A 26,192-nucleotide genomic window follows, 5' to 3' on the forward strand; every position below is an offset into this window, starting at 1 on the left:
ACTACTCCTCATCAGCATTTTGTTGACCGTATATGAGTGCATCGACAAGCCTTTGATATCCAATATCGGAGAAGAATTCGAAAGTGACTTCGGCGGGATCGTCACTCCCATCGGACTCGTCATCATTTTCGGTACGCAGATCGGCAAGATTTTGGAAATCTCGGGTGCTAAAACAGCTCAACCCAGATCGACTGCCGCTCTCTTCATTACCTTCCCCATTGTCAGGCCCCTCTTGCCGTCGCTCGGGTTGAACGCCAGGCTGGGTACCGTGCTGATCTGGCAAATCTTGATGGCCAGGGCTATCGGCAACGTTGCAATGGTCGTCAGTCATGTTAACGCCACGTATTTCGGGGTTGTATCCCACTTCTCCACCATGAACTTGACTACCGCGTATCGTGTCCAGAAATTGGTCAAACTTGTGGAAGGTATTGTTGTGGTTGCCTTTTTGGAGCTCATCCTGTTGTAAAGCTTTTTCAGACTCGTAAATCTGGTTAAGTCTAGCAGCTGTGGCACTCCAACTAAACTTTTCCAAGGCAATTTGACGAGCTTCTTGCTTCATTTTCAAATACAGGGGCTTATTCATGATCAGCAAACAAATCGCATCGGCGAAGGCTTGCGGATTTTTATATTGTTTGATCAGCAATCCAGAACGGCCATGCTCAATGATTTCTTTTATGCCCCCGTTTTTCGAGGCTACGACTGGCAATCCGGAGGACATCGCTTCGACGTTAACAAGGCCGAACGATTCATGTTTTTGCGAAGGACAAATAAACAGATCGGCTTTTCTAAAAACGCGGTGGATACTACGATGGGGGACCGTACCTAGAAATTCGGCATGTACGCCAAATTTACGAGAGAGCGACTGCAATTGCCTTGCATATTTACTTGTTGGTGATCCTCCTGCAATCATTACTTTGACAGGCTGGGCTATCTGCCTTTTCACAAGCTTAGCTGCTTGAAGCAATACGGGAATGCCTTTACGTGGAATAAGCCTGCCCGCGAACAATAAGGTGAAGGCACGGGGATGAGAGGTTTTTTGAATAGGGGAAAAGCGAGATGTATCGACTCCAAGCCATGCAACCCGGATTTTTCTCGACATGCTAGGAAAACGAGCAGAAAGCCGACTTTCAAGCGATGAACTGTTGGTGATAATCAAGTCCGCTTTTCGTAATCCGGCCAAGGTCTCTGCCCGGCTGGTATGGGGAGAATTGACAAAAGTCAGCGAGTGAAGATACAAGGACACAGTCGCATTCGGAAACATCGATTTAATCTGCCTGACGAACTCCGGACGGTTATCAATTTGCAAAACGTCAAATCGGCGTTTTATTAGGATTTTTTTCACATGGGTCAAATATTTCGCAGGACTGCCGGTAGGAACGCGATAAATGTGCACCCCATCTATAAAAGAATACTTCGGATAACGAGGATGCGCTCTACTGATAATCGAGACCGAATGCCATTTACTCAATTCCTTGGCAATCGCCAGAATTGTAATCTCGACGGACCCCCCAAGAATGGGGGGAACGGGGATTTGCTCGGGGGCGATGATGACGATTTTCATACCGAACACTCTCCTGTTTAAGAGCTATGACTGGCAGCGTACTCATCAAGTTCCTGCAAAAAAGGGCCGATTCTCCTCTCTGAATCAAGTGCCCATCGTAACCGCTTCATGGTAAACGGGATTCTTTTGAATGGGGACAGTACTAAAAATGTCGAGAACGGAAATCGCAGCCAGGCACCAATCAGTTTATATTCGCTTTTGTTTAGTGTGGTAACCTGACGATAACCATCCAGAATAGCTTTGGCAATGGAAAAATCCCATTGATAATCTTTGCATGAATTATAAATGATGCGATATAAATCATAGGCTCGCAGATCGACATGCAAGGTTTCAAAGTCGATCAAGTAGGTACCTTCATCATTGAGAATAAAATTGCTCGGTCCCCCATCACCATGACATAGGACTCCATGTTTACGCGGATTGCGACGGCAATTGTTATATTCGCTGCTATTCAATAATGCTTCCGCTTGTCTCGAGTAACGCATGATTTCCGCCCGGTGCTGTTTGAGAAAACGGTTAATAGGCAGGCTAAAGCCATTTCTCTTCGCTTTTGCCATCTTGTTTTGTATATATCGGTGCCTGTTACCTAAAGTGGCGTACCATGTCCCAATCTGACTGTAAGCAAAATTCCCAATTAGAGCTGTACGTCCAGCCTCATGAAAACGTGCCAACGCAGCACCGCATCCCCTCATATCCGCTAAATTGCGCGGCGAGGGTTTCCTCCCCAAAATCCAGGGAGTTAGTACAAAAACCTCTCCTTTTCTCGAGAGTTGATAGGTATTGCGGCCCTCTGGCATCTTAGGGTTGCGCCACGCCAAAAGCGATCCTTCCTGCCGGACCCGTATCAGCATCCGGTCAACCCACCGTATTCGAGCCACTCCTTTTGGCATCCGCTTTAAGCTGAACGTCCGGCCCCCTGGCGTTACAATCCGATAGATTCCTCCTCGAATTTTCTTTTGTTGGCGTACCCGAACCCCAAACTGTTTGGCTATACCGGTAATGGCTTGTTTGCTCATTGTCATTCCGCCTTGTTCAGGTTTGTAAACAATGATTGATATTGAAGTGCAATCGAAGACCATTTATATCGTGCGGCAGTTGACTGGGCATTGCGTACTCTATTTTCCGCTAGGTCCGGATTATTCCAAAATGCTTTAACGGCTCGAGCTATCCTGGTGCTATTGACTGTGGAAATAATTTGGGCATTTTGATCGTTTACAAATTCCTTTAATCCTCCCGACAAGGTCGAAATAAGTGGTACACCATTTGCCATCGCTTCCAATGCAACCAAGCAAAACGATTCTTTTTTACTTGGAACAATAACGGCACCGTAAGAAGCGTACATCTGTTGCACGGCTCCGTATTTGCTCTGTTTGACCCAGCGAATTCTCTTTGTAACGCCAACTCGTCTTGTAAGGGCTTTGAGTTTTCTTTGATAGCTGGCATTTCCGCTTCCTACAATGGTCAAATGTACCCGTTTATGTTCTCGTGACAGGAGGCCAATGGCTTTTATTAAGGCATCGATCCCTTTGGAAGGAATCAGTCTACCTACGTACAGCAATTTAGTCGGGGCAGATTTTGACTGCTTGGTTATCGGTTTCACACCGTGCGGGATAACAGAAAATTTATGGATAGTAGTATGAGGATAACGTCTCCTTGTTGCACCTATTTGCCACCTGCTCGGCACAATGATTTGACTTGCACTCCGAATCAATTTTGTCTGGTTTTTCCCAAACGGCGAATAGATACCTTGAGAGGCTAGAGAGTGGCATGAATAGACAACTGGCACATGAAACCGGGCTTTGGCTATTTTGGAAGTATCCGCAAATTCCGTACTATGCACATGAATGATATCAGGTTTGACGAATCCCACTTTGGACATCGCGTACAAGACGGATTTCGCTTTGAAAGATTGTTTTGTGCGATTAAAGTAACGAGGAGCTTTTGGAAATCGAAGAATGCACAAATTTTCGTTCGGCTTTGATATCGTCAATCGATTGGATTTTCCGGTGCATAGAACCGTTACCTCCACATCATTCCTACTCAACTCTCTAGACAAGTGAGTAGCGACGATCCCTAGCCCTCCGATTATTTTGGGCAGATACTCATTCGTCATGACCAACACTTTCAGCTTGTTTTCGTTCTCCAAATAGTACCCTCCTCGTATACTCGCTTTTATCGCATCGCGCATCCGGGAAGAATTCATCATGACACAAATATATTTTATGTCCGGTTGATAAGAAGGTGTTGGGCAGGGTGCCTATGGTCTTCAGACATTTTTTAGAATCACTTTGTTTCCCTATGAAGGGTATAGCGTTTTAGACGCGGGGAGTATTTTTTCAGTTCTAATCGTTCGGGATGATTCCGCTTGTTTTTGGATGTGATATAGTTGCGGTCTCCGGTTTCAGTGCATTGCAGGGTAACGTTCACGCGCATGGATGTCAGCCTCCTCTTTTTTGGTTACAATGTCGTCTCGATTACAGCATCTGCTGTTGGGAGTGGATCGGGCAGCTTACTCCAGTCCGCCTCGTATTCCTCATCGTTCAGGAGGCATGCATCGAGCTGCTTTACGATTTGCTCCTGGTTCAGATCGATCCCGATAAAGACGAGCTCAATAGTTCGATCCCCATGTACGGGATGCCATGTTTGCTGCCAGTCTGGCTCTTCTACCAGAATGGCTTTTTGCTCTTCTGCCGATAACGCTGCTGTCCAATAGCCAGCCGTTCCGATTTCAATGGATGGCCCCGCCTGGCTGAGTGACATCGCCACGTCATTCCGTGTCGCCAACCAGAAAAAGCCTTTGGCACGCACGACCTCCTCAGGCCACTCCTCCAACCACTTTTCTAAACGGGCTGGATGAAACGGCCTGCGACTGCGATAAACGAAGGAGGAAATTCCGTACTCGTCCGTCTCAGGTGTATGCTCTTCCTTTTGCAGCTCAGCAATCCATCCCGCTGATTGACTGGCAGCCTCGAAGTCGAACAGGTTGGTATTCAAAATTTCTTGCGGGTCTACCTGCCCACGAACAGCGCGGATGAAGCGGGCATTTGGCTGTAGCTTGCGCAGAACGGCTTCCAGCTGTATTAAATCGTCTGGAGCGACACGATCGCATTTGTTCAGGATCAACACATCACAGAATTCAATCTGGTCGATTAAAAGATCCGCCACCTCACGGGTATCCTCTTCGCCAACTGCCTGCCCTCTGTCCAAAAGGTTTTCGCCAGACGAAAAGTCATGCCAGAAGCGGTATGCATCCACTACGGTCACCATCGTGTCCAAGCGGCACAGCGACGATAAATTGATGCCATTTTCTTCGTCAACGTATGTGAAAGTCTGGGCGACTGGAACCGGCTCGCCTACTCCCGTCGATTCAATCAATATGTAGTCATACCGTCCTTCCAAAGCCAGACGCTCTACCTCTGTCAGCAAATCCTCTCGTAAGGTGCAGCAAATGCAGCCATTCGAGAGCTCCACGACCTTTTCGTCCACGCGTGAAAGACCACTGCCCGAGAGGATCAGAGAGGCGTCTACGTTTACTTCGCTCAAGTCGTTAACGATCACGGCGACTCGTAGCCCGTCCCGATTGTTCAGGACATGGTTCAGTAGCGTCGTTTTTCCCGCTCCCAAGTACCCGCTCAGGACTGTGACGGGGATTTTCGTTTCGTTCATGTTCATGCTGGGTTCTCCTTTTTGTTTTACTCAAAGCGTAATCATTACGATTTGTTTGTTATCATAACGCATCAAATTATCCGAAGTCAATACAAATCGTAATGATTACGATTTAAATACCGGAGAATAACCTTTATTTCTCCTTTCGGAATGACTTTTCACGAATAATCCTGCAAGATGGCTAATACCTGCAAATTTGTATTAAAAAAAATCAGCCAGATTTCACTCTGACTGATTTCCTCCACACCTACTCCATTATTGTTTTTTCGTCTTATTCATCCCAATCGCTTCCCCATAAACCCCAATAACTGGCTGGTACGCCTCACGATCATTTAATTTCCCCTGCTCGACGACTGGCTGCAGGCTATTTTCTTTCCATGTAAGCTGACTGTATACATGACCTGTCGCAGTCGGCATCGTGACGAGGATGTCTTTTACCTGATCGTCATTGCCATTCGTGATGGCGAGCTTCGGAAGAACACCGCTGTCTCGTTTTCCTACAGAGATAAACGTCTGGTGATTATCCTTCCCTCCGCGAACCACGACACGCAGGTTATGGGCCGTCTGATTCATCGATACGCCCATCTTATCGCCTACGAGCAAAATGTGATCCTTAATATTGTCTCCGGTCACATCTGCATACTTCGAATCAAGGACAAAGGTACTATCGTTGCCCAAATTGAAGCCGCTATTGATCGTCACATCTGGCGACGGCATATTGTCCCAGTCTGCTTTTTGAACCGATACCTGTAAAAGCTGCGGCTGTTTATTGACGATGTTCCACACACTGGTCGCCACTGCCAAGCGATCCTCCGTATTCAGCCCCCACAAGGTTTGCTTGCCTATATAACGCAGGTTGCCTTTCGTATCCCGGAATGGCACCAACTCCACCAGCTTTTGCGTATATCCATCGGTTGCCTTTTGCAGCTTTCCATTGGCATGATAAATCCCTTGCCTCACGTACGTAGCCTTATTGTCCGATATATCTACTGTACTCGTCGCTTTCGTTTTTGCATTCGTTACTTTTGCCACAAATCCATCGATAAATTGTATGCTGAACGGGATATTTTGCTCTGGTTGCAATAAAACTACTGGCGCGTACGCTTGCGATTGGATTCCACTCGCTTGAACCGGGTCAGCCCCAACGCCCGAAGCCATGAGAACTGCGCCGCTGCAAAGAACTGCCGCCATCGTTTTGTGCCATGCTTTCATCCTATTCTCCTCCTTCGTATAGATAACATCCAACTCCGATCCTACATTTTTAAACGAAATTGTTAGGTCATTTGTTGCTAGTAATATACTCCCTGTTCTTTCGCACTTTTTTCCTGTATAAGGAAGCTAAGAGCACGTTCGTTCGTTCATGAAAAGCTCGAAAACGGGTTTTTTTACCGTTTTGCAACAATTTTGCTGGATGGGCAAGCTACAATATAGTCAAATGGATGCAGCAACAGAAAGGAACATTTGAAATGAAAAAGGCTTGGCTCGTAACGACAGCACTCTGCGCCTCGCTTGTTAGCGGTTGCGGACTCACAGATACACCCAATGAATTGATGCGCGCCCCGTCAGCAGACGGCGATCAAAAATCGATCAATCAGGCCGTCATGCAATTTTTGCCGGCTGGGTCACAATTATCTGTTCCTCTACATCCCGCAGAAGCTAGTGCCGTCTCCCTACAGGATCTAAACGGAGATGGGATTGCGGAGGTCGTCGCTTTTTACAAAACAGAAAAAACCGACTACGAAATCGGTGTGCTTGTGCTTACCCAAAAGCAAGGAAACTGGGAAAAGCTCTCCTCCTTTACTGGTGTCGGCAGCGAATTGGATTACGTCTCCTTTCAAGATCTCACAGGTGACAAAGTTCCGGATATGCTGATTGGAATGGGTGGCGGCGAAGATTTGAACAAGGAACTCTCCGTTTATTCGCTAGCGAATAATATGACTCAGGAATTGATGAAGCAGCCCTATTCCATTATGGCAGTAGGTGATTTGACAGGAGATGATCACGCGGATCTCGCTCTCGTTGTTCTCGATAAAAATAACTTCACATCCAAAGCCGAGCTGTATGGGGCGGCGAGCGGCACAATCGCTAAAAAGACTGAGTTAGCCCTAGACGGATATGTAAATGGTTACTATCAGGCTATCATCGGAAAAGCATCGCCAACCCGAAACGGACTATTTATTGATGCTGGATTAGGTGCTCACTCTGCTTCTACTGAACTACTCCTCTGGGACAATGGACAACTCTCCAACCCTTTGGCAAAAATAGAAGGAGAGATGGATCTGACCTTCAAGCCATATTCTTTGGAAAGTGAAGATATCAACGGTGACGGCATCATCGAGATCGGCACTAAAATACAACCCGCTGGGACAGAGGATTTGGCCATGGCAGAAATCCCTTGGGTCTCCTCCTACTTCCAATGGGACGGGAAAACGGGCTTGAAACACATCGAGGATCATTATCAAAATTACACACAAGGGTTTGACCTCAAGATTCCGGCAAAATGGGGCGAAAAATACACCATCTCCATCAACCATGATACGAATCCGTTTCTCGTCCGATTCCTTTATTACGGAGCGAATGGAAAAAATAAGGCAGAATTACTAACTCTGCAAAGCATCCCCCAAAACGAATGGGTGAAATTTGAAAACGGATTGAAGCAAAAACAAGTTCCCTACATTTTGCTGAAGGAAGAGGGAAAACAAGTCTTAATCGCCATTTTACCGCAAACGACACCTACCCTTGGAAAGGCTGCTCTCGCGGAATATCGATCGATGCAGCTTACCGCAGAGGAAGTTCGTCAGCTCTACAAACCGATAACGAGCCGGGAATAAAGTGAAATAGTAAATCCTTATCAAGGAGATTTGCCCTATGAAGGTTCTATTACTGGAAGACGAGAAATCCATCCGAGATTTTGTGCGCATTAATCTCAAACGCGAGGGCTATGAGGTAATCGAGGCTGGCACCGGAGAAGAGGCACTTGATCTCGCAGATCAACAATCGGACATCGTCATTGCCATTCTCGACGTCATGCTCCCCGGCATTGATGGCTTCGAAGTATGCGGGCAGCTGCGCAAAAAATATCCGCGTCTCGGGATCATTATGCTGACAGCTAAAAGCCAGGAGCTGGACAAAGTCATGGGTCTCGAATTCGGAGCAGACGATTACGTCTCCAAGCCATTTAGCCCTGCGGAACTGCTAGCCCGTGTCAAAGCGTTGCACCGCAGATTGACACCCATTCCTGAGGCTGAGGACAAAAATGAAATTAACATTGCCCCCTTCACGCTGTTGCTCGATGAACGCAAGCTGATTCGGGTGGAACAAGAAATTGACCTCACGCCAAAAGAATTTGCCATCATCAAACTACTCGCTGAAAATGCGAACAAAGCCATCAGTCGCGACGAGATTTTGACAGCAGTTTGGGGTCAATTTTTTGTCGGGGACTTAAAAATCGTGGATGTGAATATCCGCAGAATCCGGCAAAAAATTGAGGACGATCCAGCTCATCCAGCTTTCTTGGAGACAGTCTGGGGGTATGGCTACCTGTGGCGAAAGGACGTCCCCGATGAAAGGCATTAAGAGTAGGCTGGTTCTTCATTTCGGCCTGATCCTCCTTTTAATCGTACTGCTCTTGGAAGGACTGTTTTACTGGGCCGTTCATACGTATTACATCGGGACTGCGACCGAAGCATTAGTGACCCGCAGCACGACCTTCACCAATTTTATTAACAAGTACGCCACTGGCTATCGGTTAAAAGACAAAGCACGCTACATCTTGGAAAATGTTTCGAATCAGGAATACGCCAAAATTGAGGTCTTGGACCCAGGAGGAAAAGTCATTCTCAACTCCTACGGCTTTCAGACCAGCGAGATCATCAATACCCCTGACGTCATGGATGCCATCAAGGGACAAAGTGGTCTCTACATCGGGAAAAGTCCACAGTCGCGGGAGCGTGTCATCGCGGTGTCCAATCCACTAACGTACAGCGGAGAATTTGTAGGTGTTCTGCGATACACGATCTCCGCTGAACCGCTCTATCAAGCAGTCAATCGCATTGCCTTGTACGGGGCAGGCGTTGGGACAAGCGTAGTCGTCCTCGCTTTTGCGCTCAGCCTACTCATGGCAAAACGAATCGTCGACCCTATCGAAGATTTAACGAATGCGGCTAAACAAATGGCGGAAGGAAATTTCGCTGTCCGCGCGCCAAAACGATTCGATGATGAGGTAGGAACCCTCGCGGACACTTTCAATTACATGGCAGCGGAGATCGGGAAAAACGAAAAGCTGAAAAATGACTTCATCTCCTCTGTCTCCCATGAGTTGCGTACCCCACTTACGTCGATTAAAGGATGGGGCGAAACGCTCATTTCGGGCGGTCTGGAAGAGCCTGAAGAGACGATGCTCGGTCTGGAAGTCATCTCCAAGGAGACAGATCGTTTGATCGGGCTCGTCGAGGAATTGCTCGATTTCTCGAAGTTTCAATCCGGTGAGATGAAATTGTCCCGCGAACGCATGGATGTCCGAGAGCTTCTCAATGATTTGCATCTTCAATTTTCAGTACGTGCCAATGCGAAACAAATCGAGTTGAAGCTAGAGACTCCCCCTACCCCACTCATGGTTTTGGGAGACCCGAATCGGCTGAAGCAAGTTTTTGTGAATCTATTGGACAACGCATTGAAATTCACGCCACAAAATGGCTCGATCGTCATCGCAGCTTCCTTGTCAGGCGATAGGCTCCTTGTCACCGTCACGGATACTGGTGAAGGCATTAACCCGGAAGACCTGCCGCATGTCACAGAAAAGTTTTTCAAGGGACGCTCCAAGCTCTCCGGTAGTGGTCTGGGATTGGCGATCTGCAAAGAGATCATTCAACTCCATGCCGGGCGGTTTTCGGTCAGCAGCGCCCTTGGTCAAGGAACATCGATTATGGTGGATTTACCTTTGTTGGCGAATCAATAAGGCAGGAAGAGCGAATAGCTCTCCTGGAGAAGATTTGACAAAAAAACTCACCCTTGCCGCATTGAATATGAGGCGTGGATGAGTTTTTTGCTGTTGGAACACGATATCGATATTAGAAGCTGTTTTGAATGACCAGTTCGTCCAGGCCAAAACGGGAAGTTGAATAAGCTTGCACGCTTGCTTTCCCCAAAGTCAGCATGAGTGTTGGCAAATAGCGGGATGGGATGTTCAGCTCTTTAATGAGCGCATCGCGGTTGTAGCCACCCATTGGGCACGTGTCGTACCCTTTTGCTTTTGCCGCCAGCATGAGCTGCATCGCTGCATAGGATGAATTACGGATTGCTTCATCACGCGCGATTTCTGGGTTGTTATTGTAAGCCCCTTCGATTTGCGCGATCATAGTCTCACGCACTTGCTCTGTAACGTATCCTTTTGCCAATGCTTCATCATAAACAGGGCGAGCAGACTTATAAGCCTCCAGATCGCCGAGAATGATGATGGTAGCATAAGCATCCACTACCTGCTGCTGATTGTATGCGATTGGGAGCAGTTTTTCTTTGATAGCCGGATCAGTCACGACAAGAAAACGCCAATGCTGCAAATTCCAGGACGATGGCGCACTTGCTGCAAGACGCAGGATTTCGTTCAGCTCGCCTTGTGGAATTTTTTCATTCGGATCGTATTTACGCACGCTGTGACGGGCTTCCATTACCTGTTCAGCGGTAATTTTCAGTTCTGTATTCATGGTTGAATCTCCTCCATACTGTATAGTACGCTGTTAAAAAGATACTACTTACTTTATTATCGTTACGAACATTTTGCAATTACTTTTTTCATTTCGCTTCATACTCTATTGTTTGGAGGCACTCTCGATGAAATACACGGATAACATTGTCATCGTCACTGGCGGTGGCCAAGGCATTGGACGGGCTGTTGCCACCATGTATGCTGCCGAAGGTGCACATGTCGTCATCGCCGAATACAATCGCGCAGCGGGAGAAGAAACGGCCTCGCTAATCAACACGACAGAAGCAGTGAAAGGCACAGCCCACTTCGAGCACATTGACGTCAGCGTGCCAGCGCAGATCGAACAATTGATGAGAACCGTCGATGAACGCTGGGGACGCCTCGATGTTTTGATCAACAACGCGGGCTTGTCCGTATGGGAATCCCCCTATGAACTGACCGTCGAAGCGTGGGACCATATCTTGAACACGAATTTGCGGAGTGTCTTTCTCGCATCGAGAGAAGCAGCCAAAATCATGCGTCGCCATGGTGGAGGCGCTATCCTTAATCTTTGTTCGACGCGGGCGCACATGTCCGAGCCACATTCAGAGGCATACGCGGCTTCCAAAGGAGGCATATTATCCTTAACCCATGCGCTTGGTGTCTCACTCGGCCCCGATGGAATTCGTGTCAATGCGATCTCTCCCGGCTGGATTGAACATCGCGATTATGCCGCTCTTCGCCCCGGGGATCATGCCCAGCATCCGGCAGGTCGCGTAGGTACACCCGATGATATTGCCCGTGCGTGCCTATTTTTGACGCAAAAGGACAACGATTTCATTACGGGTACTGAGCTGATTGTAGATGGCGGAATGACCCGCAAGATGATATATGAGCCATAAGCTAAACCAATGTCCTCCCTCTTGAATATGTTGTGCTAACAAGAGAAAAAGGAGGAGTTGTATGCCATTTGAAGAGGAAGACCTCAGAATTCTCGCCCTATGGCTTTTGGCAATCGGGTATCTGATTCTTGCCTTTACCGAATTGGCAGCGCTAGAGCTTTTTTAAAAAAGAAGGGCCGCTCGCTTCCAAACGGAATGAGCGGCTTTTTCGTACGTATCGTCTTACCAAGTCACAAAAGGCGGCGAGCCTGGTGCCTGGTGCTGAATTTGTTCCAAAATCGGATAACCGTAGGCGAGAATTATCAGGAAGGCAACGAGTCCGATCCATACAGGCCAACGCTCCAAAATTTTTGGAACCTCTTGCGTTGTCTCTGTCTCGGCAATCGGATATTCTGTATTCCCTTTTGGTGCGTAGAAAGTCAGATACAGCAAGATGGCGATCAAGAGAATCGCGGATACGAACAGCAGTCCGCCACCAAACGCCATTACACGTTGATAATCCATCCAGCCCAAAGCTAACGGGTGGTCCATATACGTCGTGTAATCTGTGCGGCGCGGAGCCCCTTGCAAGCCCATTGCGTGCATGGCGAGCGACATCAGGAACATTCCTACTGCCCAGAATACCGTTTGTACCATTCCCATGCGATTCGCAGTCTTGGTCAACTGACGTCCAGTCAATGCAGGTATCAGCCAAAAGCTGACGCCGAAGAAAGTGAGCGCCACCGCAGCTCCTACGGTGATGTGGAAGTGACCCGTAACCCAAATCGTATTGTGTACGACCGCGTTAATCTGGTTACTTGCGTTAATAATTCCCCCAGCTCCGCCAGGAATGAAGAACAGCATCCCAACAAATGGAGCGAAGAAGCGTACATCTGTCCACGGCAGTTTTTTCAACCATCCGAAAAGACCAACACCACCTTTTTTACGTCCGGTCGTTTCAAAAACCGCAAACATCGAGAAGGCTGTCATCAACGACGGGATAACGACGATCAGCGTCAATGTCACGTGTATCATTTTCCATGCTGGCGAAATTCCTGGCTCCATCAATTGATGGTGGAACCCGACTGGGATGGAGAACAAGAGCAAGCTGAGAAAGGCAAGTCGACTGAGCGAATCACTGAAGACATGACCGCCAATGATTCTTGGTAAGCATACATACCACGCCATATAAGCAGGCAGTAGCCAAAAATAAACGAGTGGATGACCGAAAAACCAGAACAGCGTACGGCTGAGCATGACGTTAATCGTTGGAACCAGCCCGAGTGACCACGGGATAAGTTGGAACAGAACCTCAACCGCTACAGGAATTGTCGCTGTAATCCACAAGACATAGGTAGTCACACCCATGAAGACGAACAACGGGGACATTTTCCCTTTATTTTCACGTTTCCATTTACGATAGCTGGCAAAAACCCCGAATCCCGCTAGCCAGCTACCTACTACGAGCAAGGCAGAACCAATGTAAAAGTACGGAGATGCTTTCAGTGGTGCGTAGAACGTATAAAGGACAGAGGCTTCATTCAGCAGAATAGTGACAACAGCCATCAACGTCCCTACCGTCATGAGAATCCAGCCGGCCCATCCAAATTTTAGCGCGGCTCCGTGCAAGGAACCACCTGTTGTGCGGGCGACTCCTGAGAAAATAAATCCGACGATGAAGTACGTGGTAAAAATAAGTGCCATCAATACGCCGTGGGCGGTCAAAATTTGATAGTAATTTGTCCAGCTCGGCAGTTCCATGATTCCACCGCGAACCATGCCCTGTACCATCCCTGCCACAGCTGCCAATCCGAATGCAATATAAGCTACCCACACATAGGCCAAACTAAGTGTTGCCGCAGAACGCTGAACCGGAACATGGGGGAGTGTATCGTCGATCTTCCGTGCGATTACCATAGGATTCACCTACCTTTATTTCACAATAATCGTGGTCGCCATTACCTGATGACCTGCGCCACAGTATTCGTTACAAAGGATCAAATACTCACCTGGCTCGTCAAACGTGTGTGTCGCCGAGCTGATGTGTCCAGGCAGAACCATGAAGTTAATGTTGGTCTCTGGAATCTGGAATCCGTGAATAACGTCTGGACTCGTGACGTGGAAATTCACCGTTGCGCCAACTGGTATTTCCATCTTGTTCGGAGCGAAGCCGAACGCAAATGCTGTCATGTAAGCGTCGTATTCGTTGTCTCCTACCTGTTTCAAGCCTGGTTTATCAAAAGGAGGCGTCTCCGTAACCTTCTCCGGATCAATCATTTCCATATTACTTGGCGGAGCCATCCCCATGGCAAACGCATTGACGCACAACAATACAATAAATAAGGCCAAACCACCTGCGCCAAGCATCAACCAGATTTTTTCATATCGATGCAAATGCATAAGTACCCTCCTTTACTTCCTAATTACGCCCTATCCAGGAAAAGCCCGAATACACCTAACCAACCGACTAGAATAATACCTCCGACGATCAGAACCGCGACAAACGTTCCCTTCAAGTCTTCCTGGTTCGTTTGCAGCTTGCTGGATTTAGATTTCTTGCCTTTCTCCGCCTTGTCAACTTGCGTCTCCATCGCGCTCTTCTCCTTTCCTACGTGCCTCATGGGCGCGGTGTAGTATTCACGCCTTCATTTTACCGCTGGGACCCCTTTGAAGTAATTCGGGGAAATCCCCTAAAATGTTCCGGGAAACCCCTGATTTCGACCGTTTTATGACCGTTTTTGGTCACAGGTTCGACACAAAAAAAGACGAGCCCTTATTGGGATCGTCTTTGGTTTACTAAATACAAGAGATCGTACTCTACTCAAAATCAAGCCAGCCCTTCTTAATCGCATACCGCACCAAATCAGGGCGTGTACGCAAGTGGAGCTTTTCCATAATATGCGCTTTATGCGATTCTACCGTCTTGACGGAAACAGTGAGCTGCTCCGCAATTTCCTTGTTACTAAAGCCCTTGGCAATCAAGACCAGCACTTCTTTTTCCCGATCAGTCAGGATGTCGTACTTGGCCTGCTCCTCACCGTTCTTGACCATTTGCAGAAATTCCTCGATCAGAGATTTCGTCGCAGATGGATACAAATAGGCCATGCCTTGATTGACCGAACGGATCGCCGTAATCAAATCGAGGTCAGGGGCGCTTTTTAAAATATAGCCAGCAGCACCGGCTTGGAGTACCCGAAACAGGTATTCCTCGTCATCATGCATCGTAAGCACGAGCACCTGAATGTCGGGTGCCGTTTCCTTCAGTCTGGCAGTTGCCGTCAAGCCGTTTTCCCCAGGCGGCATGCTCAAGTCCATCAAAACGACGTCGGGCCGGACTTCCCATGCTTTTTCACATGCCTCTTTTCCGTCAGCTGCATAACCGACGACTTCCATGTCCTCCTGGGCGTTGATCAGCATCCCCAGCCCAGAGCGTACAATCGCATGATCATCAGCGATCAAGACGCGAATGGTCATTCCCTACCCCCTCCTTCGGCACCGGAATTCGGACGATCACCGTCGTTCCTTCCTCGGGTGCGGAGCGAATATCAACGGTACCACCAAGCAGCTGGGCACGCTCCTTCATGCCAAACACACCGAGACCTTTGCCGATGTTCAATGTTTTCTCTACTTCAAACCCTACGCCGTCATCCACAATCGTGACGACAATTTCCTTCTCCCTATTCTCGAACATGATTCCCAGATGGCTCGCCTTTGCGTATTTTGCTGTATTAGTCATGGCTTCCTGTACAATCCGGTATAACGCTGTTTCCATCGCAGCGGAGTATCTGCGTTTCTCCCCCTGAACATGCAGCTCCACCTGGATGTGAAACGTCTTTTCCACCCGTTTCATCAACGAACGTAATGCAGGGAGTAAACCGAGATCATCCAGTGCAGACGGACGCAGCTCCAGCGCCATGCGCTTCACTTCCTCCATCGCCTTGGAAGTCATATTCACCAATTCCGTGACATGCTGCATAACCGGCTCGCTCAATTCTCGTTGTCTGACTACGTTTAGTCCCACTAAAATACTATAAAGCGCCTGCCCTACGCCATCATGCAGCTCCCGGGCGATGCGCTTTCGTTCTTCTTCTTGTGCTTGGATTGCAAAATTCGTCAGCTTGTACTGGTAGCGCTCTTTTTCCACTCGCTGTTGCGCAGACATATCACGCAAAATCATGACCAGCTTCCCCTGCGATTCATCCTCTAGTCTCGCAGAGCTGGCAGCGACAGGGTAATCCACACCCGATTTCGTTCGAAGCCTCATCTCGAATGAAGGCATTTGCACGCGCTTAAAAAAGCAATCCGTGCAGCTCGTTTCTTCCATACACGTTGCCATTCCGAGACACAGCTCGCAAATATGTTTATCTCGAATCAGCTCTTCTTCTGTCCAGCCCGTCATCTGCTCCAACGCAGCATTGGCCTTTACGATTCGTCCCTCATGATCCATTACCAGGATCGCATCGCTAGCGTTGGCAAAGATGGACTGCATCAGGGAGAGCACTTCACTCGACGTACCCATGCGCTCCTCCTTTTGAGACAATCATTCTATCGTTATTGTAAAGTTTCCATAAAAGAAAGTGTATCAGGGAATTCCCTTATCATCATTCGAATTGACATTTTATTAAATTAGAATATCATCTAATTAGATGAATGTAAAATATACTGAAAGGAGCTTTTGACATGCCAAGCACTACTCCCTTCCCAGCCCATAGCGCTCGATTGGTGTTTCAGCCCGTCACGGAACACGATTTCCCCGAGCTGCTGACGGTGTACAATTCAAACCCCGATTATATGGAGTTTGCCTTTGGACAACGGGTCGTCACTTTACAGACAATAGCAGATGACCATCAAGATAATCTGGCGTTTGCGGACTCCTACAGCTTTTCGATAAGAGAAGTCCATGGTACCGAGATCATCGGGATCGCCCAGTTCATTTTGTGTAATCCGCGAGATGGCCACCCTTGGCTAGGTCTCATCATGCTGCACAATGCTTACCAAAACCATGGTTACGCTAAAGAATTCCTGAATACGTTAATCGCCTGGTACCGGGAAAACGGCTACACCTCTCTGCATCTGGCCGTTTTGGAGAAGAATAGCCGGGTCGTACCTTTTTACGAGAGATACGGTTTTGTTGTCTACGAGGAAAGAGAGACGGAAAAACTCGGTCGCGTCATCTGTATGAAATACCCGATCTAGTCATGAACGCAAAAAACGGGATAGCAAATGCCATCCCGTTCTTTCTCTTATTCTACTACGATTTTTTCAGCAGTGCCGATAGGCGGCAGGCTCTTTGTCATCATTGGGCCGTAGAAGGCAACTACTTGCATATCTTCTTTCAGATCTGCAGGCGAGAGTACTTTGTTGTCTCGTGCATTGATGATAACCGTTTTCTCGGTAATGTTCAGGTTGATTTTTTCTTGGGAGGTTTCGGTAATACCGCGACCCTCTACGAGCATTTTGTAGTTGCCATCTTTATCAGCAGAGATGCTCGCTACTTTTCCCGCTGTTGCCAGGATGTCCTGAGTCTCCAGGCCGCCCTTTACCGTGATGCTGAGCACACTCGTTTGTGGCGGCATGCTCATCGCCATGAATTTTTCGGTAGTAGCATCTACAGCCATACCCAGCTTCAAGTCTTCTGGCTTCAGTACTTTACCTGCTTCATCCGTGATTTTCGTATCTTCCGTCAGGTGCAGGATGATGCCAGACTCGTAAATGTTCAGTGTAACCGAGTAGCCTTTGTCGGATTTGCTGATGTTAGTAATGGTACCTGTACGCATAGGAGCGATTTCGTCTTCCACTACAGTTACTGCATCATCGGTTACATTCACTTCTGCTTGTAGGATTTCGTCTACGAATTTAACTGGCACATATGTACTGCCATTCAGTACACGCGGCTCCGCTCCCAATGTTTTGTACATTTTTGCGAAAGGATAGCGATCCTCTCCTTCTTTTGCGTAGCTGGTGATCGCGCCTCTTTGCACTTCTGCTGCTTTTTCCTTGTCGTTCCAGCTTACTTTGAAGCCAAGGGCTTCAGCAACGGGACGAAGTGGAACCAGTACGGTTTGTTGACCTTTATCGAAGATCGCATCTTGTGCGATTGCTTGACCGTTAATGTTAACGGAAAGTTCTTTTACTGGTTCGGAGGTTGCAGATACCACGCTAGTTCCCAAAACGGCCAGTGCCGCGATTGTCATCATGCCTGTACGGATTGTTTTCATGTTGTTTACGCCTCCAATGTTCTTGCTTGTTTTTGTGTGTCTCTATTCATTGGACGGCACCATTTCAGAAACGTTTCAATAAATTTTTCATAGATGTGTAAATCGTTCGCGTATAAGCGAAAAACATCACGGCTGGCTTGGGATTTGGTTGTTTCGTGGCATCGGCACATCGGGCTTGCCTGACGGGTTATCGTACAAATAAGTCGGTACCTTGCCGACGATCAGGGCTTCGGAGACCGGGATTTGTGTGGTGACCGTCTGTTGCTTGGTCGCAAACGGGATTATGACCCGCAAATCGACCTCGACGTGAATGTAGACAGTCACCAGCACCATGTTGATCCCGGCTTGCTTCAGGCCTGTTTCCAGCTTCGTTTTGACGGCTCCAATCGGAACGAACGACACCGGGATATCAGGCCCAAAGTGCTCCAGAAAGACGTTTTTGGTAGCCAAGCCTAGTGGTATGGTTGTGCGGACGTGCTCCTGCTCGAATTCCTTCAAGCGATTTTGAATACGGGCTGTCGTTTCTCCCACAATCCGGGAGTACTCTTTGAAATTAAAATTCACCGCTTTGATGCTGCCATTCTCGTCTTTCTCCATAATGACAACTTCGTTGACGTCGAGACCCTGCTGGGACATGCGTTTGGTGACTGCATCGGTAATAGCGAGCTTGGCGACCTGCTCTGCCTTGGCCTGGGCAATCAACATCAACGTCGGCTCTACCCTGCGTTCCACAACGATAAACAAAACGATCAATACCACCATGATCAGCAGGATCCCAGCGAAAATTTTCCTTCTACGTCTTTTCCATCCTCCCCTTCTCAAGCGCACAATGGCTTCCTCTCCCCTTTGGCGGCTCGGTTAGTCAGGACGAACCGTACGCATAGCTGGGCGTTTCTCTTTGCTTGTGCGCTGTCTGCCGCTGGTAAGCACCCCACCGATTCCCGCGACAAACGTAGGAACTCCCGCCGCGACTAAAATTAATGCCCAATCCCGCAGATTCAGATCCGTTGTTTTGAAGATCGGCTGGAGTGTCTCCATGTATACGACACCGATCACGAGCACGATCGACGAAAGTACGGCCCAGACGAGATATTTGTTTTCAAATACATTGCGGTGAAAAACGCTGTATTGACTCCGGCAATCGAAAACGTGAATCAGCTGCGCCATAACCAACGTGACGAAAGCGACAGTTTGGGCATGCACCAAGTCATTCGGATTCTCTTTGAGAGTCAGCCAGAAGGCCAAGAGCGTCATGGCCCCGATGAGGAAGCCACGGCTAATAATTTTCCAGCCCAACCCCCGGCTGAATATGTTCTCTGCCTTGTTGCGCGGCTTCTGATACATCGTATCTTTCTCCGCCTGATCGACGCCCAGCGCCATGGCCGGTAAACCATCTGTCACGAGATTGACCCACAAGATCTGGATCGGAACCAAAGGTAAAGGAAGCCCGAGGAGCATTGCAAAAAACATAACGAGAATTTCGCCTACGTTGGACGCCAGCAAATAACGGATGAATTTTCGAATGTTGTCATAGATGTTACGCCCTTCCTCGACGGCGGCGACAATCGTGGCGAAGTTATCGTCGCGGAGCACGAGGTCGGCCGCTTCCTTCGTCACATCTGTACCGGTAATCCCCATCGCGATCCCAATGTCTGAGGTCTTGATCGCAGGAGCATCATTGACACCATCTCCGGTCATGGCAACAACATGGCCTTGGCTTTGCAGGGCACGGACGATCCGCAGCTTGTGCTCAGGGGATACACGGGCATAGACAGTCACTCGCTCCGCATACTCTGCGAGCTGCTCATCTGACATGTTGTCCAGTTCACGTCCCTCCAGCACCTCTCCGTAGCCACGCATCAAGCCAATCTGCCGGGCGATTGCCTCTGCTGTTACCTTGTGGTCGCCTGTAATCATGACCGTCTTGATTCCTGCTTGATGGCACAGATTGATCGCTGGACGCACCTCTTCACGTGGTGGATCGATCATCCCGGCCAATCCGACAAAGACGAGATTGTTTTCCAGGGTGCCGATCGGCTGTCCCGGGCGATAGCCTTGCAGTGTCTTATACGCGAAGCCCAGTACACGCAGCGCTTTGCCTGCCATCCTTTCCGTTTGCTCCAGTACTTGGTGGCGAAGCGTCGCAGAGAGTGGAATGAGCTCTCCCTTCCACAAAACGTGTGTCGATCTCGCCAGCAATGCCTCCGCTGCGCCTTTGGTCAGCAGGGAATACACACCGTCCGTCCCCTTTTCAACGACCGACATCATTTTGCGGTCAGAATCAAAGGGGAGCTCCTCCACACGCTGTCCCTGATTCTTCTGGTTGCTACGCTCTGTATTGCCGCCCAATGCCTTCGCAGAAAGCACCTTGAGAGCACCTTCTGTCGGATCGCCTACGACTTGCCAAAAGCGTGACGTCTTGCCCATTCCAAGCAAATTGCGCGTGCTTTGCTCCTCGCATGTCAATCGGGCGTTGTTGCATCGGTCCGCGATTCGGATCATTTGCGAGAGCGCTCCGTCACGGGCGGGAGATACCATCTTCCCTAGATAGTGAAAGGCTCCCTCTGGTGCGTAGCCGCTACCGCTCACTTCATACGTGGAATCGCTGTGCCACACTTGCGTAACGGTCATTTTATTTTGAGTCAGGGTGCCTGTTTTATCAGAGCAAATGACAGAGGCGCAGCCCAGTGTCTCGACTGATGGGAGCTTGCGTACGATCGCATTGCGCCGGATCATACGCTGGACGCCAAGCGCTAGCGCGACAGTCACAATCGCCGGCAAGCCTTCCGGAATCGCCGCCACTGCGAGACTCACCCCGGCGAGGAACATCGTAAATAGCTCATGACCATGCCAGACACCAGCAGCGATGACCACAATGGTCAACAGCAGTGCAACGACCACGAGAATTTTACCCATTTGCTCCAATCGTAGCTGCAAAGGGGTTTCTGCTTCTTCCGCTGTATTCATCAAGTGCGCGATTTTCCCAATTTCCGTGCTCATCCCTGTCGCTACAACGAGGCCGCTCCCTGTTCCTCCGGTCACCATCGTGCCCATGAACGCGAGATTTTTTTGGTCGCCAAGCGGTACAGTAGATGCCTGGGCTGTCTCCAGTCTTTTCACGTTTTTACCGACGGGGACAGACTCCCCTGTCAACGCAGACTCCTCCACCTCTAACCGATTGGCCGAAAGCAAACGCAAATCTGCGGGAACACGATCCCCAGCCTCCAATTGCACCAGATCACCAGGTACCAGCCGCGAAGCCGGTATCATGGAAATGTGCCCGCCCCGGATGACGCGCGCCATCGGGGATGCCAGCTCCTTCAGCGCTTGCAAGGATCGCTCAGCCTTGGCCTCCTGAATAAAACCGAGGATACCGTTAATGAGGATGATCGCGATAATCGCAATCGCATCCAGGTACTCTCCGAGGAAGTATGAGATCAGTGTTGCGATGAACAGGATGAGTACCATAAAATCCTTGAACTGATCAACAAAGACCGAGTAGAGAGGCTTTCGCTTTTGTTCAGCCAACTGGTTGGCACCTTGTTTAGCCAGTCGCCGCTCCGCCTCCTGCTGAGTCAACCCTTGCGCAGCATCACTATGAAGGGCTTCGGTCACGTCGGCCGCCGCCAGCGTGTACCATTTTCGAATTGGCTGTGTATCCACCTACATCTCCTCCATCCACATCTCACTCCTTTTCATGTGTATGCAGACGAGCTAGAAAATAAAACAACCCGTCCATTTATCTGGACGGGTTTGTGATTGGTTTGTCGGTTATTTCAAGCTTTTGGCTACACCAATGCAAATCAACAAAATCGGCGGCAGCCAGGTGAGTCGCGTCAACCAGCTGGCTTTTCCTGCGCGCCTGCCGAGGGCAATTCCTACCACAAGAAGCAAGGCACTCATCACCGCGATACAGAGAGCGACGAGCAGTGGCGAGTATCCCAAAAACGTAAGGCTGATGCCTGCCCCGAAAGCATCCAAAGACAGGGCAAGCCCCAACATGACGGCCTCCCAGCCCATAATATGCCCAGAGCGGTCAGCGTCGGCTTTGGAGGGGTCTTTTAAAATCTGAATCATGACACCAAAAATGCGGAACTGCGACAATAATACGATGGGTTCCTGCTCTTCCTGTTTTTCTGCGGCTACAACGGCACCGCTGCTCGCAGCAGTAGACTCCTGAGCCTCTGTCCCCGAACGTGTCGCAATGAGCCGCCACAGTGTAAACAAACCCATGAGGATCAAGACCGCGGCACCAATATACTTGCCGATCTCGGGGGTTAACCATTCGGTGAGGGATGAGCCTACAAGCATGACACCATATACAACAGCAAACGAACAACCGGAAACGACGACGAGCGACAAAAAGGGCATTCTCATGTTCCGTAAACCATACGTCAATCCTACACTGACACTGTCCATGCTGATGGCCAGGGAAACGAGCAGGAGTGCGAGCCATCCGCTCATATGTGGTCACCTCTTTCCCATTGCCTATTAGGTATACGCGAAAAGCTCCGCTGATGTGCCAAGAAATCATTGTCTTCTCAGTTGGAAAGTGATACTATTCAATTAAACAATGTTTAAAACATCGTTTAACACAAACGTTTTGCTTCCAATAAAAAGGAGGTTGGTCATGTCACAGGTAGATAAAAACAGCGAAACGAAAGCGAAAATTTTGCAGTCGACACTGGATTTGATCAAGATGGAGGGCTTCGAGAGTGTGACGGTGCGGAAAATCGCAGCCGACTCTGGTACTAACGTAGCTTTGGTTAACTACTATTTCGGTTCCAAGGATAAGCTCATTAATGAAGCCCTCAGTGCATTTTTAGGAAGCTTTACAGCCACATTTGATATCTTGGAAAACACATCTCTGCTTCCCCAAGAACGACTCAAGCAGTTTTTCATGAGCTACGTGCAGATCATCCAGCAATATCCCGAGCTGGTTTCCCGAATCTTTTCGCTGGGCGGAGCTGTATTTACCTCGCAATATGAGTACGGCCAATTCCTAAAAAGCATCGGGTTTGTGAAGATTGAGGGAGTTTTGAAGGAAATGACCCACGAAGAAAACCACGAAGTTCTCATGATGATGATCATGCAGCTGTTTGGAGCGATTTTTCTGCCAGCCTTGCTCAAGTCGATATTGTCTACTGGCGCTGGCATCGAGGTCGCTTCCGTAGAACAACAGATTGATTTGTTATTCGCACGCTATTTTCATGAAAAATAGGAAATAGGGGGAGAGACAGATGGACTTTTTGCGAAAATATTGGTCTGATCTCGGTCTGTTAGTGGCAATTGGCGTTGGTCTGTATTTGATGATTCAATGGAGCACCATTCCTGCTATTGAGCGGCTGTTGTGGCTAAGCTTCATCGCCATCCTTGTGCATCAGTATGAAGAGTACCGTTGGCCGGGATATTTTGCCGGACTGATTAATGGTTTGATTTTCAAAAGCAGCCATCCAGAACGATACCCGCTGAATCCACAGTCTGCGATGATCATCAACCTCGTCATTGCCTATATCTTTTATCTAGTTCCCCTCTTCTTCCCGACGGTCGTCTGGCTCGGCTTGGCACCGATTCTCATGGGCTTCTTCCAGTTTATCTGGCATGGAATTTTTGCGAATCTAAAAGCGAAAACGCTCTACAATCCGGGCTTGTTCGCCGTGATTTTCTTCCACATCCCGATCGGGGTATGGTATATCCGGCATATCATCTCCACTGGCATGGTAACCACGTCAGACTGGATCATCGGAACGGGCTACTTCATCGTTGCGGTGTACATTCTCATTGTGAAGGGGAATATGTGGCTGAAGGACGAAAATTCGCGTTATACCTTTACTCGTCAGCAGTTGGGGCCTTACGTACACAAATCATAAAAACCAGCTCCTGTGATGAAAAAGAAGAGGCCACTGTCGGCCTCTTCTTTTTCTTTGAACTATTTGATTTCAAAAGGTACTTCCCACTTCACGTCATGTTCCACCATATAGGTAGCATAGGATACCGTGAGCTTTTTCGGTTCTTGCTTCAAGCGTGGGATGGTGATCTTGCCTTTGATCTGTACCCGTCCGTCCTTGTCTCTGGTGCTTTCCGTACTCACTCCCGCAGAGTAAGCCTTCCCATTTTCATCCTTTACAAACCAATCGTGGTTCTCAACTATGCCTTTTCCTAATGTACCCTCTATGGTCATTACGGCCTCACCTAGATCTTCGCCGTTACCTGGCTCCCATGCAAAAGAAGAGAATGTAAAGGTACTGCCTGTTGTCTCATCCTTGAAAGTCGCAGCTTTCTTGTCTAGTTCTGTTGGAACCAGATCAAATTTAGGCGATGCCAGTTTTTTCTCATAAATCTTCTGAAGCTCAAGCTTTAATTTTTGTTCTCCCTGTATCGGGCCAAATGTATGCCACCAATTCAAGACATCGCCTTCTGGTCCTTCTTCCGCTTCTTCTTCTGTTCTCGGTGTGAAAAGAACATTCTCCTTGTTATCAAGCCCATCATCCAATGATTTCATATCCCAAGCTGCTACCACTTCCCCTTTTTCATTGGTGATTTCGTACATCATATTCTCTCCCGAAAAAGCAGGATCACGCTCTTTTTCTGTGATAATGGAGCCTCGCGGATTTTTCTGATCGTACAGGATCGACGTTCGTTCAACGTCCAAATAAGCTGATTTTGGGAAAGTGGTATCCAGCATGACCCGTGTCGCACTCGGGGAAAATTCGATATTTTTCAGCTCAATCCCGAGCCCTTGCGGCGATTTAAAAACAGTATCCTTGAAGGCAACCGTTTTCGTCGCTTCCTTGGCTTTCTTCATATCGATCGGAATTTCCAATGACCATTTTCCTGTCTTACCTGCGATTTCTGTCTGTTCTAAATGTAAGGTCAGTTTGTCGGGAATAGCCTCAGATGATTCGAAGATTTCATTCAAATATCGCTCTGTGATGAAAAACTCTCCATGACTTCCCCAATTATCTCCTTCATCATCCTCGAACCAATTCTTCCCGTTCTGATCCATCAGCTTCGCATTCAAAATATGGTTTTCTATCTTCTTGCCGCTCTGGTCATATACATCATAGATGACTGCGATCCTCATCGAGTCAGCCAACAGCTCTTTTAACTCGACAGTAATTCCTTGATCGGTTGCCTTTTGCTCCAGCTTTTGAACAAGACCTTTATGGACGGCGTTTATCATACCGCTATCCGCATCCTTCTCAATCTGGAACAAGCTATTCACATAATTCGCAAATGTCGGTGATACAACGGTTCCTGTTACCACCAATGCCGTAAGTCCTGCTACTACCAATCCCGTCTTCTTCACAATATCCCAACCCCTTTGTCTTCTGGTTCGGGAGGAGCACTTTCTCCTAAAACGTGCAGGAACTGCATCAGACAGCTTATCCATGACCTCATCTGTAAACGTATCGGGTACAGGAGCCTCCAAAACGGCGGAAAAATCCTCATCCTGCATGCCTTCTCCCCATTCTTGCAGGTTCTTCTGGCATTGTGGACAATTTTCCACATGTTGCTCCAATCCTTTGCTCTCGGCAGGGGCAAGCTCATCGTTTACGTATAGCTTCCATTGATTAAACATGAAGCATTTCATAAATAGCTCCCCCTCCCATCGTTTTCGTCAAGCTGTCCTTCATCTTTTTGCGGGCGCGGAATAAACGCATCTGAACGGAGCTCTCCGAGTAGGACAGTCGCTCGCTGATTTCCCGATACGACAGTCGCTGTAGGTAAAACAGGACGAATACCTCCCGATACTCCTCATCCAGCAGCATGATGCTGCGCTCCAGTTCGGCGTCCCGCTCCTTTTTCAACAAAGTCGTCTCAGGCGTGTCTGGGTCAATTAGCTGCTCCTCATCGATTTCTACCTGCTCTGTTCGTTTGCGTTTTCGCATTTCATCGAAACAATGATTGCTCGCAATTCGATACAGCCATGAAGAAAACCTATACTCAGGCCGATAGTCGTGCAAACGATAAAAGGTTTTGATAAACACGTCTTGAGCCAAATCCTGTGCGTCTTGCATGTTGCCGATCATCCTGTACAAATAGCCGACAATCTTGCCCTTGTATCTGTCGACAATTTGTCTGTACTGCTCATGATCGCCAGCCAGGATTTGCTCGATTAGTTCCTGATCGTCCGGCATTTTGCTACTCCTCCATCTATCACAGATCAAGCCAGCGGGGAA

At 48.5% G+C, this 26,192-nt stretch carries 25 protein-coding genes; 7 read left to right on the forward strand and 18 right to left on the reverse strand.

Features of this window, described 5'->3' with window-relative positions:
• Position 1: 1 nt before the first annotated feature.
• The 6 genes from HP398_RS26460 to HP398_RS26485 all read right to left on the reverse strand — a co-directional run bounded on the left by HP398_RS26460 (position 2) and on the right by HP398_RS26485 (position 6,439).
• Positions 2-1,561, reverse strand: coding sequence for a glycosyltransferase family 4 protein (locus HP398_RS26460; RefSeq protein ID WP_173624121.1), 1,560 nt, complete (start codon positions 1,559-1,561; stop codon positions 2-4).
• Between the two features lie 17 nt (positions 1,562-1,578).
• Positions 1,579-2,577, reverse strand: coding sequence for a phosphotransferase (locus HP398_RS26465; RefSeq protein ID WP_017247211.1), 999 nt, complete (start codon positions 2,575-2,577; stop codon positions 1,579-1,581).
• Positions 2,578-2,579: 2 nt separating this feature from the next.
• On the reverse strand, positions 2,580-3,707 hold the full coding sequence (locus HP398_RS26470; protein ID WP_173624122.1) for a glycosyltransferase family 4 protein: 1,128 nt from the start codon (positions 3,705-3,707) through the stop codon (positions 2,580-2,582).
• Positions 3,708-3,844: 137 nt separating this feature from the next.
• The gene (gene rpmG, locus HP398_RS26475) at positions 3,845-3,994 is read right to left on the reverse strand and encodes a 50S ribosomal protein L33 (RefSeq protein WP_007726139.1); all 150 of its coding nucleotides are present in this window, start codon (positions 3,992-3,994) and stop codon (positions 3,845-3,847) included.
• A 24-nt stretch (positions 3,995-4,018) separates the two neighbouring features.
• Positions 4,019-5,233, reverse strand: a complete 1,215-nt coding sequence (locus HP398_RS26480) for a GTP-binding protein (RefSeq protein ID WP_017247209.1) — start codon at positions 5,231-5,233, stop codon at positions 4,019-4,021.
• 249 nt (positions 5,234-5,482) lie between these two features.
• Complete coding sequence (locus tag HP398_RS26485; protein ID WP_173624123.1) at positions 5,483-6,439, reverse strand: hypothetical protein; 957 nt, start codon at positions 6,437-6,439, stop codon at positions 5,483-5,485.
• A gap of 254 nt (positions 6,440-6,693) precedes the next feature.
• Between HP398_RS26485 and HP398_RS26490 the strand changes: the two genes are divergently transcribed.
• From HP398_RS26490 to HP398_RS26500, 3 genes are read left to right on the forward strand one after another with little or no spacing between them, the layout of a single operon-like run.
• Positions 6,694-8,058: a VCBS repeat-containing protein gene (locus HP398_RS26490; protein WP_026042946.1), complete on the forward strand. Its 1,365-nt coding sequence runs from the start codon at positions 6,694-6,696 to the stop codon at positions 8,056-8,058.
• A 37-nt stretch (positions 8,059-8,095) separates the two neighbouring features.
• On the forward strand, positions 8,096-8,803 hold the full coding sequence (locus HP398_RS26495) for a response regulator transcription factor (RefSeq protein WP_017247206.1): 708 nt from the start codon (positions 8,096-8,098) through the stop codon (positions 8,801-8,803).
• Positions 8,790-10,184, forward strand: a complete 1,395-nt coding sequence (locus HP398_RS26500) for an ATP-binding protein (protein ID WP_026042945.1) — start codon at positions 8,790-8,792, stop codon at positions 10,182-10,184. The genes HP398_RS26495 and HP398_RS26500 overlap by 14 nt, the downstream gene beginning before the upstream one ends.
• 112 nt (positions 10,185-10,296) lie before the next feature.
• On the opposite strand, the gene HP398_RS26505 is transcribed toward HP398_RS26500, so the two are convergent.
• The gene (locus HP398_RS26505; protein ID WP_017247204.1) at positions 10,297-10,929 is read right to left on the reverse strand and encodes a nitroreductase family protein; all 633 of its coding nucleotides are present in this window, start codon (positions 10,927-10,929) and stop codon (positions 10,297-10,299) included.
• A gap of 127 nt (positions 10,930-11,056) precedes the next feature.
• Between HP398_RS26505 and HP398_RS26510 the strand changes: the two genes are divergently transcribed.
• Positions 11,057-11,812: an SDR family NAD(P)-dependent oxidoreductase gene (locus HP398_RS26510; protein WP_173624125.1), complete on the forward strand. Its 756-nt coding sequence runs from the start codon at positions 11,057-11,059 to the stop codon at positions 11,810-11,812.
• Positions 11,813-12,034: 222 nt separating this feature from the next.
• Here HP398_RS26510 and HP398_RS26515 read toward each other — a convergent pair whose 3' ends face one another.
• The 5 genes from HP398_RS26515 to HP398_RS26535 form a co-directional block, all read right to left on the reverse strand.
• A complete protein-coding gene (locus tag HP398_RS26515; protein WP_173624126.1) occupies positions 12,035-13,708 on the reverse strand; it encodes a b(o/a)3-type cytochrome-c oxidase subunit 1 in 1,674 nt (557 codons plus the stop codon).
• 15 nt (positions 13,709-13,723) lie between these two features.
• Positions 13,724-14,191 (reverse strand): cytochrome c oxidase subunit II, encoded by a 468-nt coding sequence (locus HP398_RS26520; RefSeq protein WP_017247200.1) that lies wholly within the window; start codon positions 14,189-14,191, stop codon positions 13,724-13,726.
• Positions 14,192-14,214: 23 nt separating this feature from the next.
• Entirely contained in the window at positions 14,215-14,382 is a 168-nt protein-coding gene (locus tag HP398_RS26525) for a hypothetical protein (protein WP_017247199.1), read from the reverse strand.
• A gap of 226 nt (positions 14,383-14,608) precedes the next feature.
• Entirely contained in the window at positions 14,609-15,265 is a 657-nt protein-coding gene (locus HP398_RS26530; protein ID WP_069851973.1) for a response regulator transcription factor, read from the reverse strand.
• The gene (locus HP398_RS26535) at positions 15,240-16,310 is read right to left on the reverse strand and encodes a PAS domain-containing sensor histidine kinase (protein ID WP_026042944.1); all 1,071 of its coding nucleotides are present in this window, start codon (positions 16,308-16,310) and stop codon (positions 15,240-15,242) included. Before HP398_RS26535 ends, HP398_RS26530 begins: the two co-directional genes overlap by 26 nt.
• A gap of 161 nt (positions 16,311-16,471) precedes the next feature.
• Between HP398_RS26535 and HP398_RS26540 the strand changes: the two genes are divergently transcribed.
• A complete protein-coding gene (locus tag HP398_RS26540; protein ID WP_017247197.1) occupies positions 16,472-16,987 on the forward strand; it encodes a GNAT family N-acetyltransferase in 516 nt (171 codons plus the stop codon).
• A gap of 47 nt (positions 16,988-17,034) precedes the next feature.
• On the opposite strand, the gene HP398_RS26545 is transcribed toward HP398_RS26540, so the two are convergent.
• The 4 genes from HP398_RS26545 to ytaF form a co-directional block, all read right to left on the reverse strand.
• On the reverse strand, positions 17,035-18,009 hold the full coding sequence (locus HP398_RS26545) for a copper amine oxidase N-terminal domain-containing protein (protein ID WP_017247196.1): 975 nt from the start codon (positions 18,007-18,009) through the stop codon (positions 17,035-17,037).
• Between the two features lie 126 nt (positions 18,010-18,135).
• Positions 18,136-18,837: a sporulation protein YunB gene (gene yunB, locus HP398_RS26550; RefSeq protein ID WP_017247195.1), complete on the reverse strand. Its 702-nt coding sequence runs from the start codon at positions 18,835-18,837 to the stop codon at positions 18,136-18,138.
• Between the two features lie 30 nt (positions 18,838-18,867).
• Positions 18,868-21,672 (reverse strand): calcium-translocating P-type ATPase, SERCA-type, encoded by a 2,805-nt coding sequence (locus tag HP398_RS26555; RefSeq protein ID WP_017247194.1) that lies wholly within the window; start codon positions 21,670-21,672, stop codon positions 18,868-18,870.
• A gap of 108 nt (positions 21,673-21,780) precedes the next feature.
• Positions 21,781-22,473: a sporulation membrane protein YtaF gene (gene ytaF, locus HP398_RS26560; RefSeq protein WP_017247193.1), complete on the reverse strand. Its 693-nt coding sequence runs from the start codon at positions 22,471-22,473 to the stop codon at positions 21,781-21,783.
• Between the two features lie 166 nt (positions 22,474-22,639).
• On the opposite strand from ytaF, the gene HP398_RS26565 reads away from it, so the two are divergent.
• Positions 22,640-23,230 carry a TetR/AcrR family transcriptional regulator gene (locus tag HP398_RS26565; RefSeq protein WP_017247192.1) on the forward strand — a complete coding sequence of 197 codons (591 nt, stop codon included), beginning with the start codon at positions 22,640-22,642 and terminating at the stop codon, positions 23,228-23,230.
• 19 nt (positions 23,231-23,249) lie between these two features.
• Positions 23,250-23,879, forward strand: coding sequence for an HXXEE domain-containing protein (locus tag HP398_RS26570; protein ID WP_173624127.1), 630 nt, complete (start codon positions 23,250-23,252; stop codon positions 23,877-23,879).
• A 59-nt stretch (positions 23,880-23,938) separates the two neighbouring features.
• Here the strand turns inward: HP398_RS26570 and HP398_RS26575 are convergent, their stop codons facing one another.
• Positions 23,939-25,591 (reverse strand): DUF4179 domain-containing protein, encoded by a 1,653-nt coding sequence (locus HP398_RS26575; RefSeq protein WP_254476387.1) that lies wholly within the window; start codon positions 25,589-25,591, stop codon positions 23,939-23,941.
• Positions 25,584-26,150: an RNA polymerase sigma factor gene (locus HP398_RS26580; RefSeq protein WP_017247189.1), complete on the reverse strand. Its 567-nt coding sequence runs from the start codon at positions 26,148-26,150 to the stop codon at positions 25,584-25,586. The genes HP398_RS26575 and HP398_RS26580 overlap by 8 nt, the downstream gene beginning before the upstream one ends.
• Between the last annotated feature and the right edge of the window lie 42 nt (positions 26,151-26,192).

Origin of the sequence: Brevibacillus sp. HB1.4B, assembly GCF_013284285.1 — a bacterium.
Lineage (GTDB): Bacteria > Bacillota > Bacilli > Brevibacillales > Brevibacillaceae > Brevibacillus > Brevibacillus porteri.

Bases quoted from the DNA above. Each gene is read 5' to 3' on its own strand.
- HP398_RS26530 (WP_069851973.1), bottom strand. From the start codon at position 15,265: ATGACCATTCGCGTCTTGATCGCTGATGATCATGCGATTGTACGCTCT.
- HP398_RS26465 (WP_017247211.1), bottom strand. From the start codon at position 2,577: ATGAGCAAACAAGCCATTACCGGTATAGCCAAACAGTTTGGGGTTCGG.
- HP398_RS26525 (WP_017247199.1), bottom strand. From the start codon at position 14,382: ATGGAGACGCAAGTTGACAAGGCGGAGAAAGGCAAGAAATCTAAATCC.
- HP398_RS26460 (WP_173624121.1), bottom strand. From the start codon at position 1,561: ATGAAAATCGTCATCATCGCCCCCGAGCAAATCCCCGTTCCCCCCATT.
- HP398_RS26535 (WP_026042944.1), bottom strand. From the start codon at position 16,310: ATGGGTACGTCGAGTGAAGTGCTCTCCCTGATGCAGTCCATCTTTGCC.
- HP398_RS26485 (WP_173624123.1), bottom strand. From the start codon at position 6,439: ATGAAAGCATGGCACAAAACGATGGCGGCAGTTCTTTGCAGCGGCGCA.
- HP398_RS26480 (WP_017247209.1), bottom strand. From the start codon at position 5,233: ATGAACATGAACGAAACGAAAATCCCCGTCACAGTCCTGAGCGGGTAC.
- HP398_RS26490 (WP_026042946.1), top strand. From the start codon at position 6,694: ATGAAAAAGGCTTGGCTCGTAACGACAGCACTCTGCGCCTCGCTTGTT.
- HP398_RS26580 (WP_017247189.1), bottom strand. From the start codon at position 26,150: ATGCCGGACGATCAGGAACTAATCGAGCAAATCCTGGCTGGCGATCAT.
- HP398_RS26570 (WP_173624127.1), top strand. From the start codon at position 23,250: ATGGACTTTTTGCGAAAATATTGGTCTGATCTCGGTCTGTTAGTGGCA.
- rpmG (WP_007726139.1), bottom strand. From the start codon at position 3,994: ATGCGCGTGAACGTTACCCTGCAATGCACTGAAACCGGAGACCGCAAC.
- HP398_RS26495 (WP_017247206.1), top strand. From the start codon at position 8,096: ATGAAGGTTCTATTACTGGAAGACGAGAAATCCATCCGAGATTTTGTG.
- HP398_RS26500 (WP_026042945.1), top strand. From the start codon at position 8,790: ATGAAAGGCATTAAGAGTAGGCTGGTTCTTCATTTCGGCCTGATCCTC.
- HP398_RS26510 (WP_173624125.1), top strand. From the start codon at position 11,057: ATGAAATACACGGATAACATTGTCATCGTCACTGGCGGTGGCCAAGGC.
- ytaF (WP_017247193.1), bottom strand. From the start codon at position 22,473: ATGAGCGGATGGCTCGCACTCCTGCTCGTTTCCCTGGCCATCAGCATG.
- HP398_RS26520 (WP_017247200.1), bottom strand. From the start codon at position 14,191: ATGCATTTGCATCGATATGAAAAAATCTGGTTGATGCTTGGCGCAGGT.
- HP398_RS26565 (WP_017247192.1), top strand. From the start codon at position 22,640: ATGTCACAGGTAGATAAAAACAGCGAAACGAAAGCGAAAATTTTGCAG.
- HP398_RS26505 (WP_017247204.1), bottom strand. From the start codon at position 10,929: ATGAATACAGAACTGAAAATTACCGCTGAACAGGTAATGGAAGCCCGT.
- HP398_RS26540 (WP_017247197.1), top strand. From the start codon at position 16,472: ATGCCAAGCACTACTCCCTTCCCAGCCCATAGCGCTCGATTGGTGTTT.
- HP398_RS26575 (WP_254476387.1), bottom strand. From the start codon at position 25,591: ATGTTTAATCAATGGAAGCTATACGTAAACGATGAGCTTGCCCCTGCC.
- HP398_RS26545 (WP_017247196.1), bottom strand. From the start codon at position 18,009: ATGAAAACAATCCGTACAGGCATGATGACAATCGCGGCACTGGCCGTT.
- HP398_RS26515 (WP_173624126.1), bottom strand. From the start codon at position 13,708: ATGGTAATCGCACGGAAGATCGACGATACACTCCCCCATGTTCCGGTT.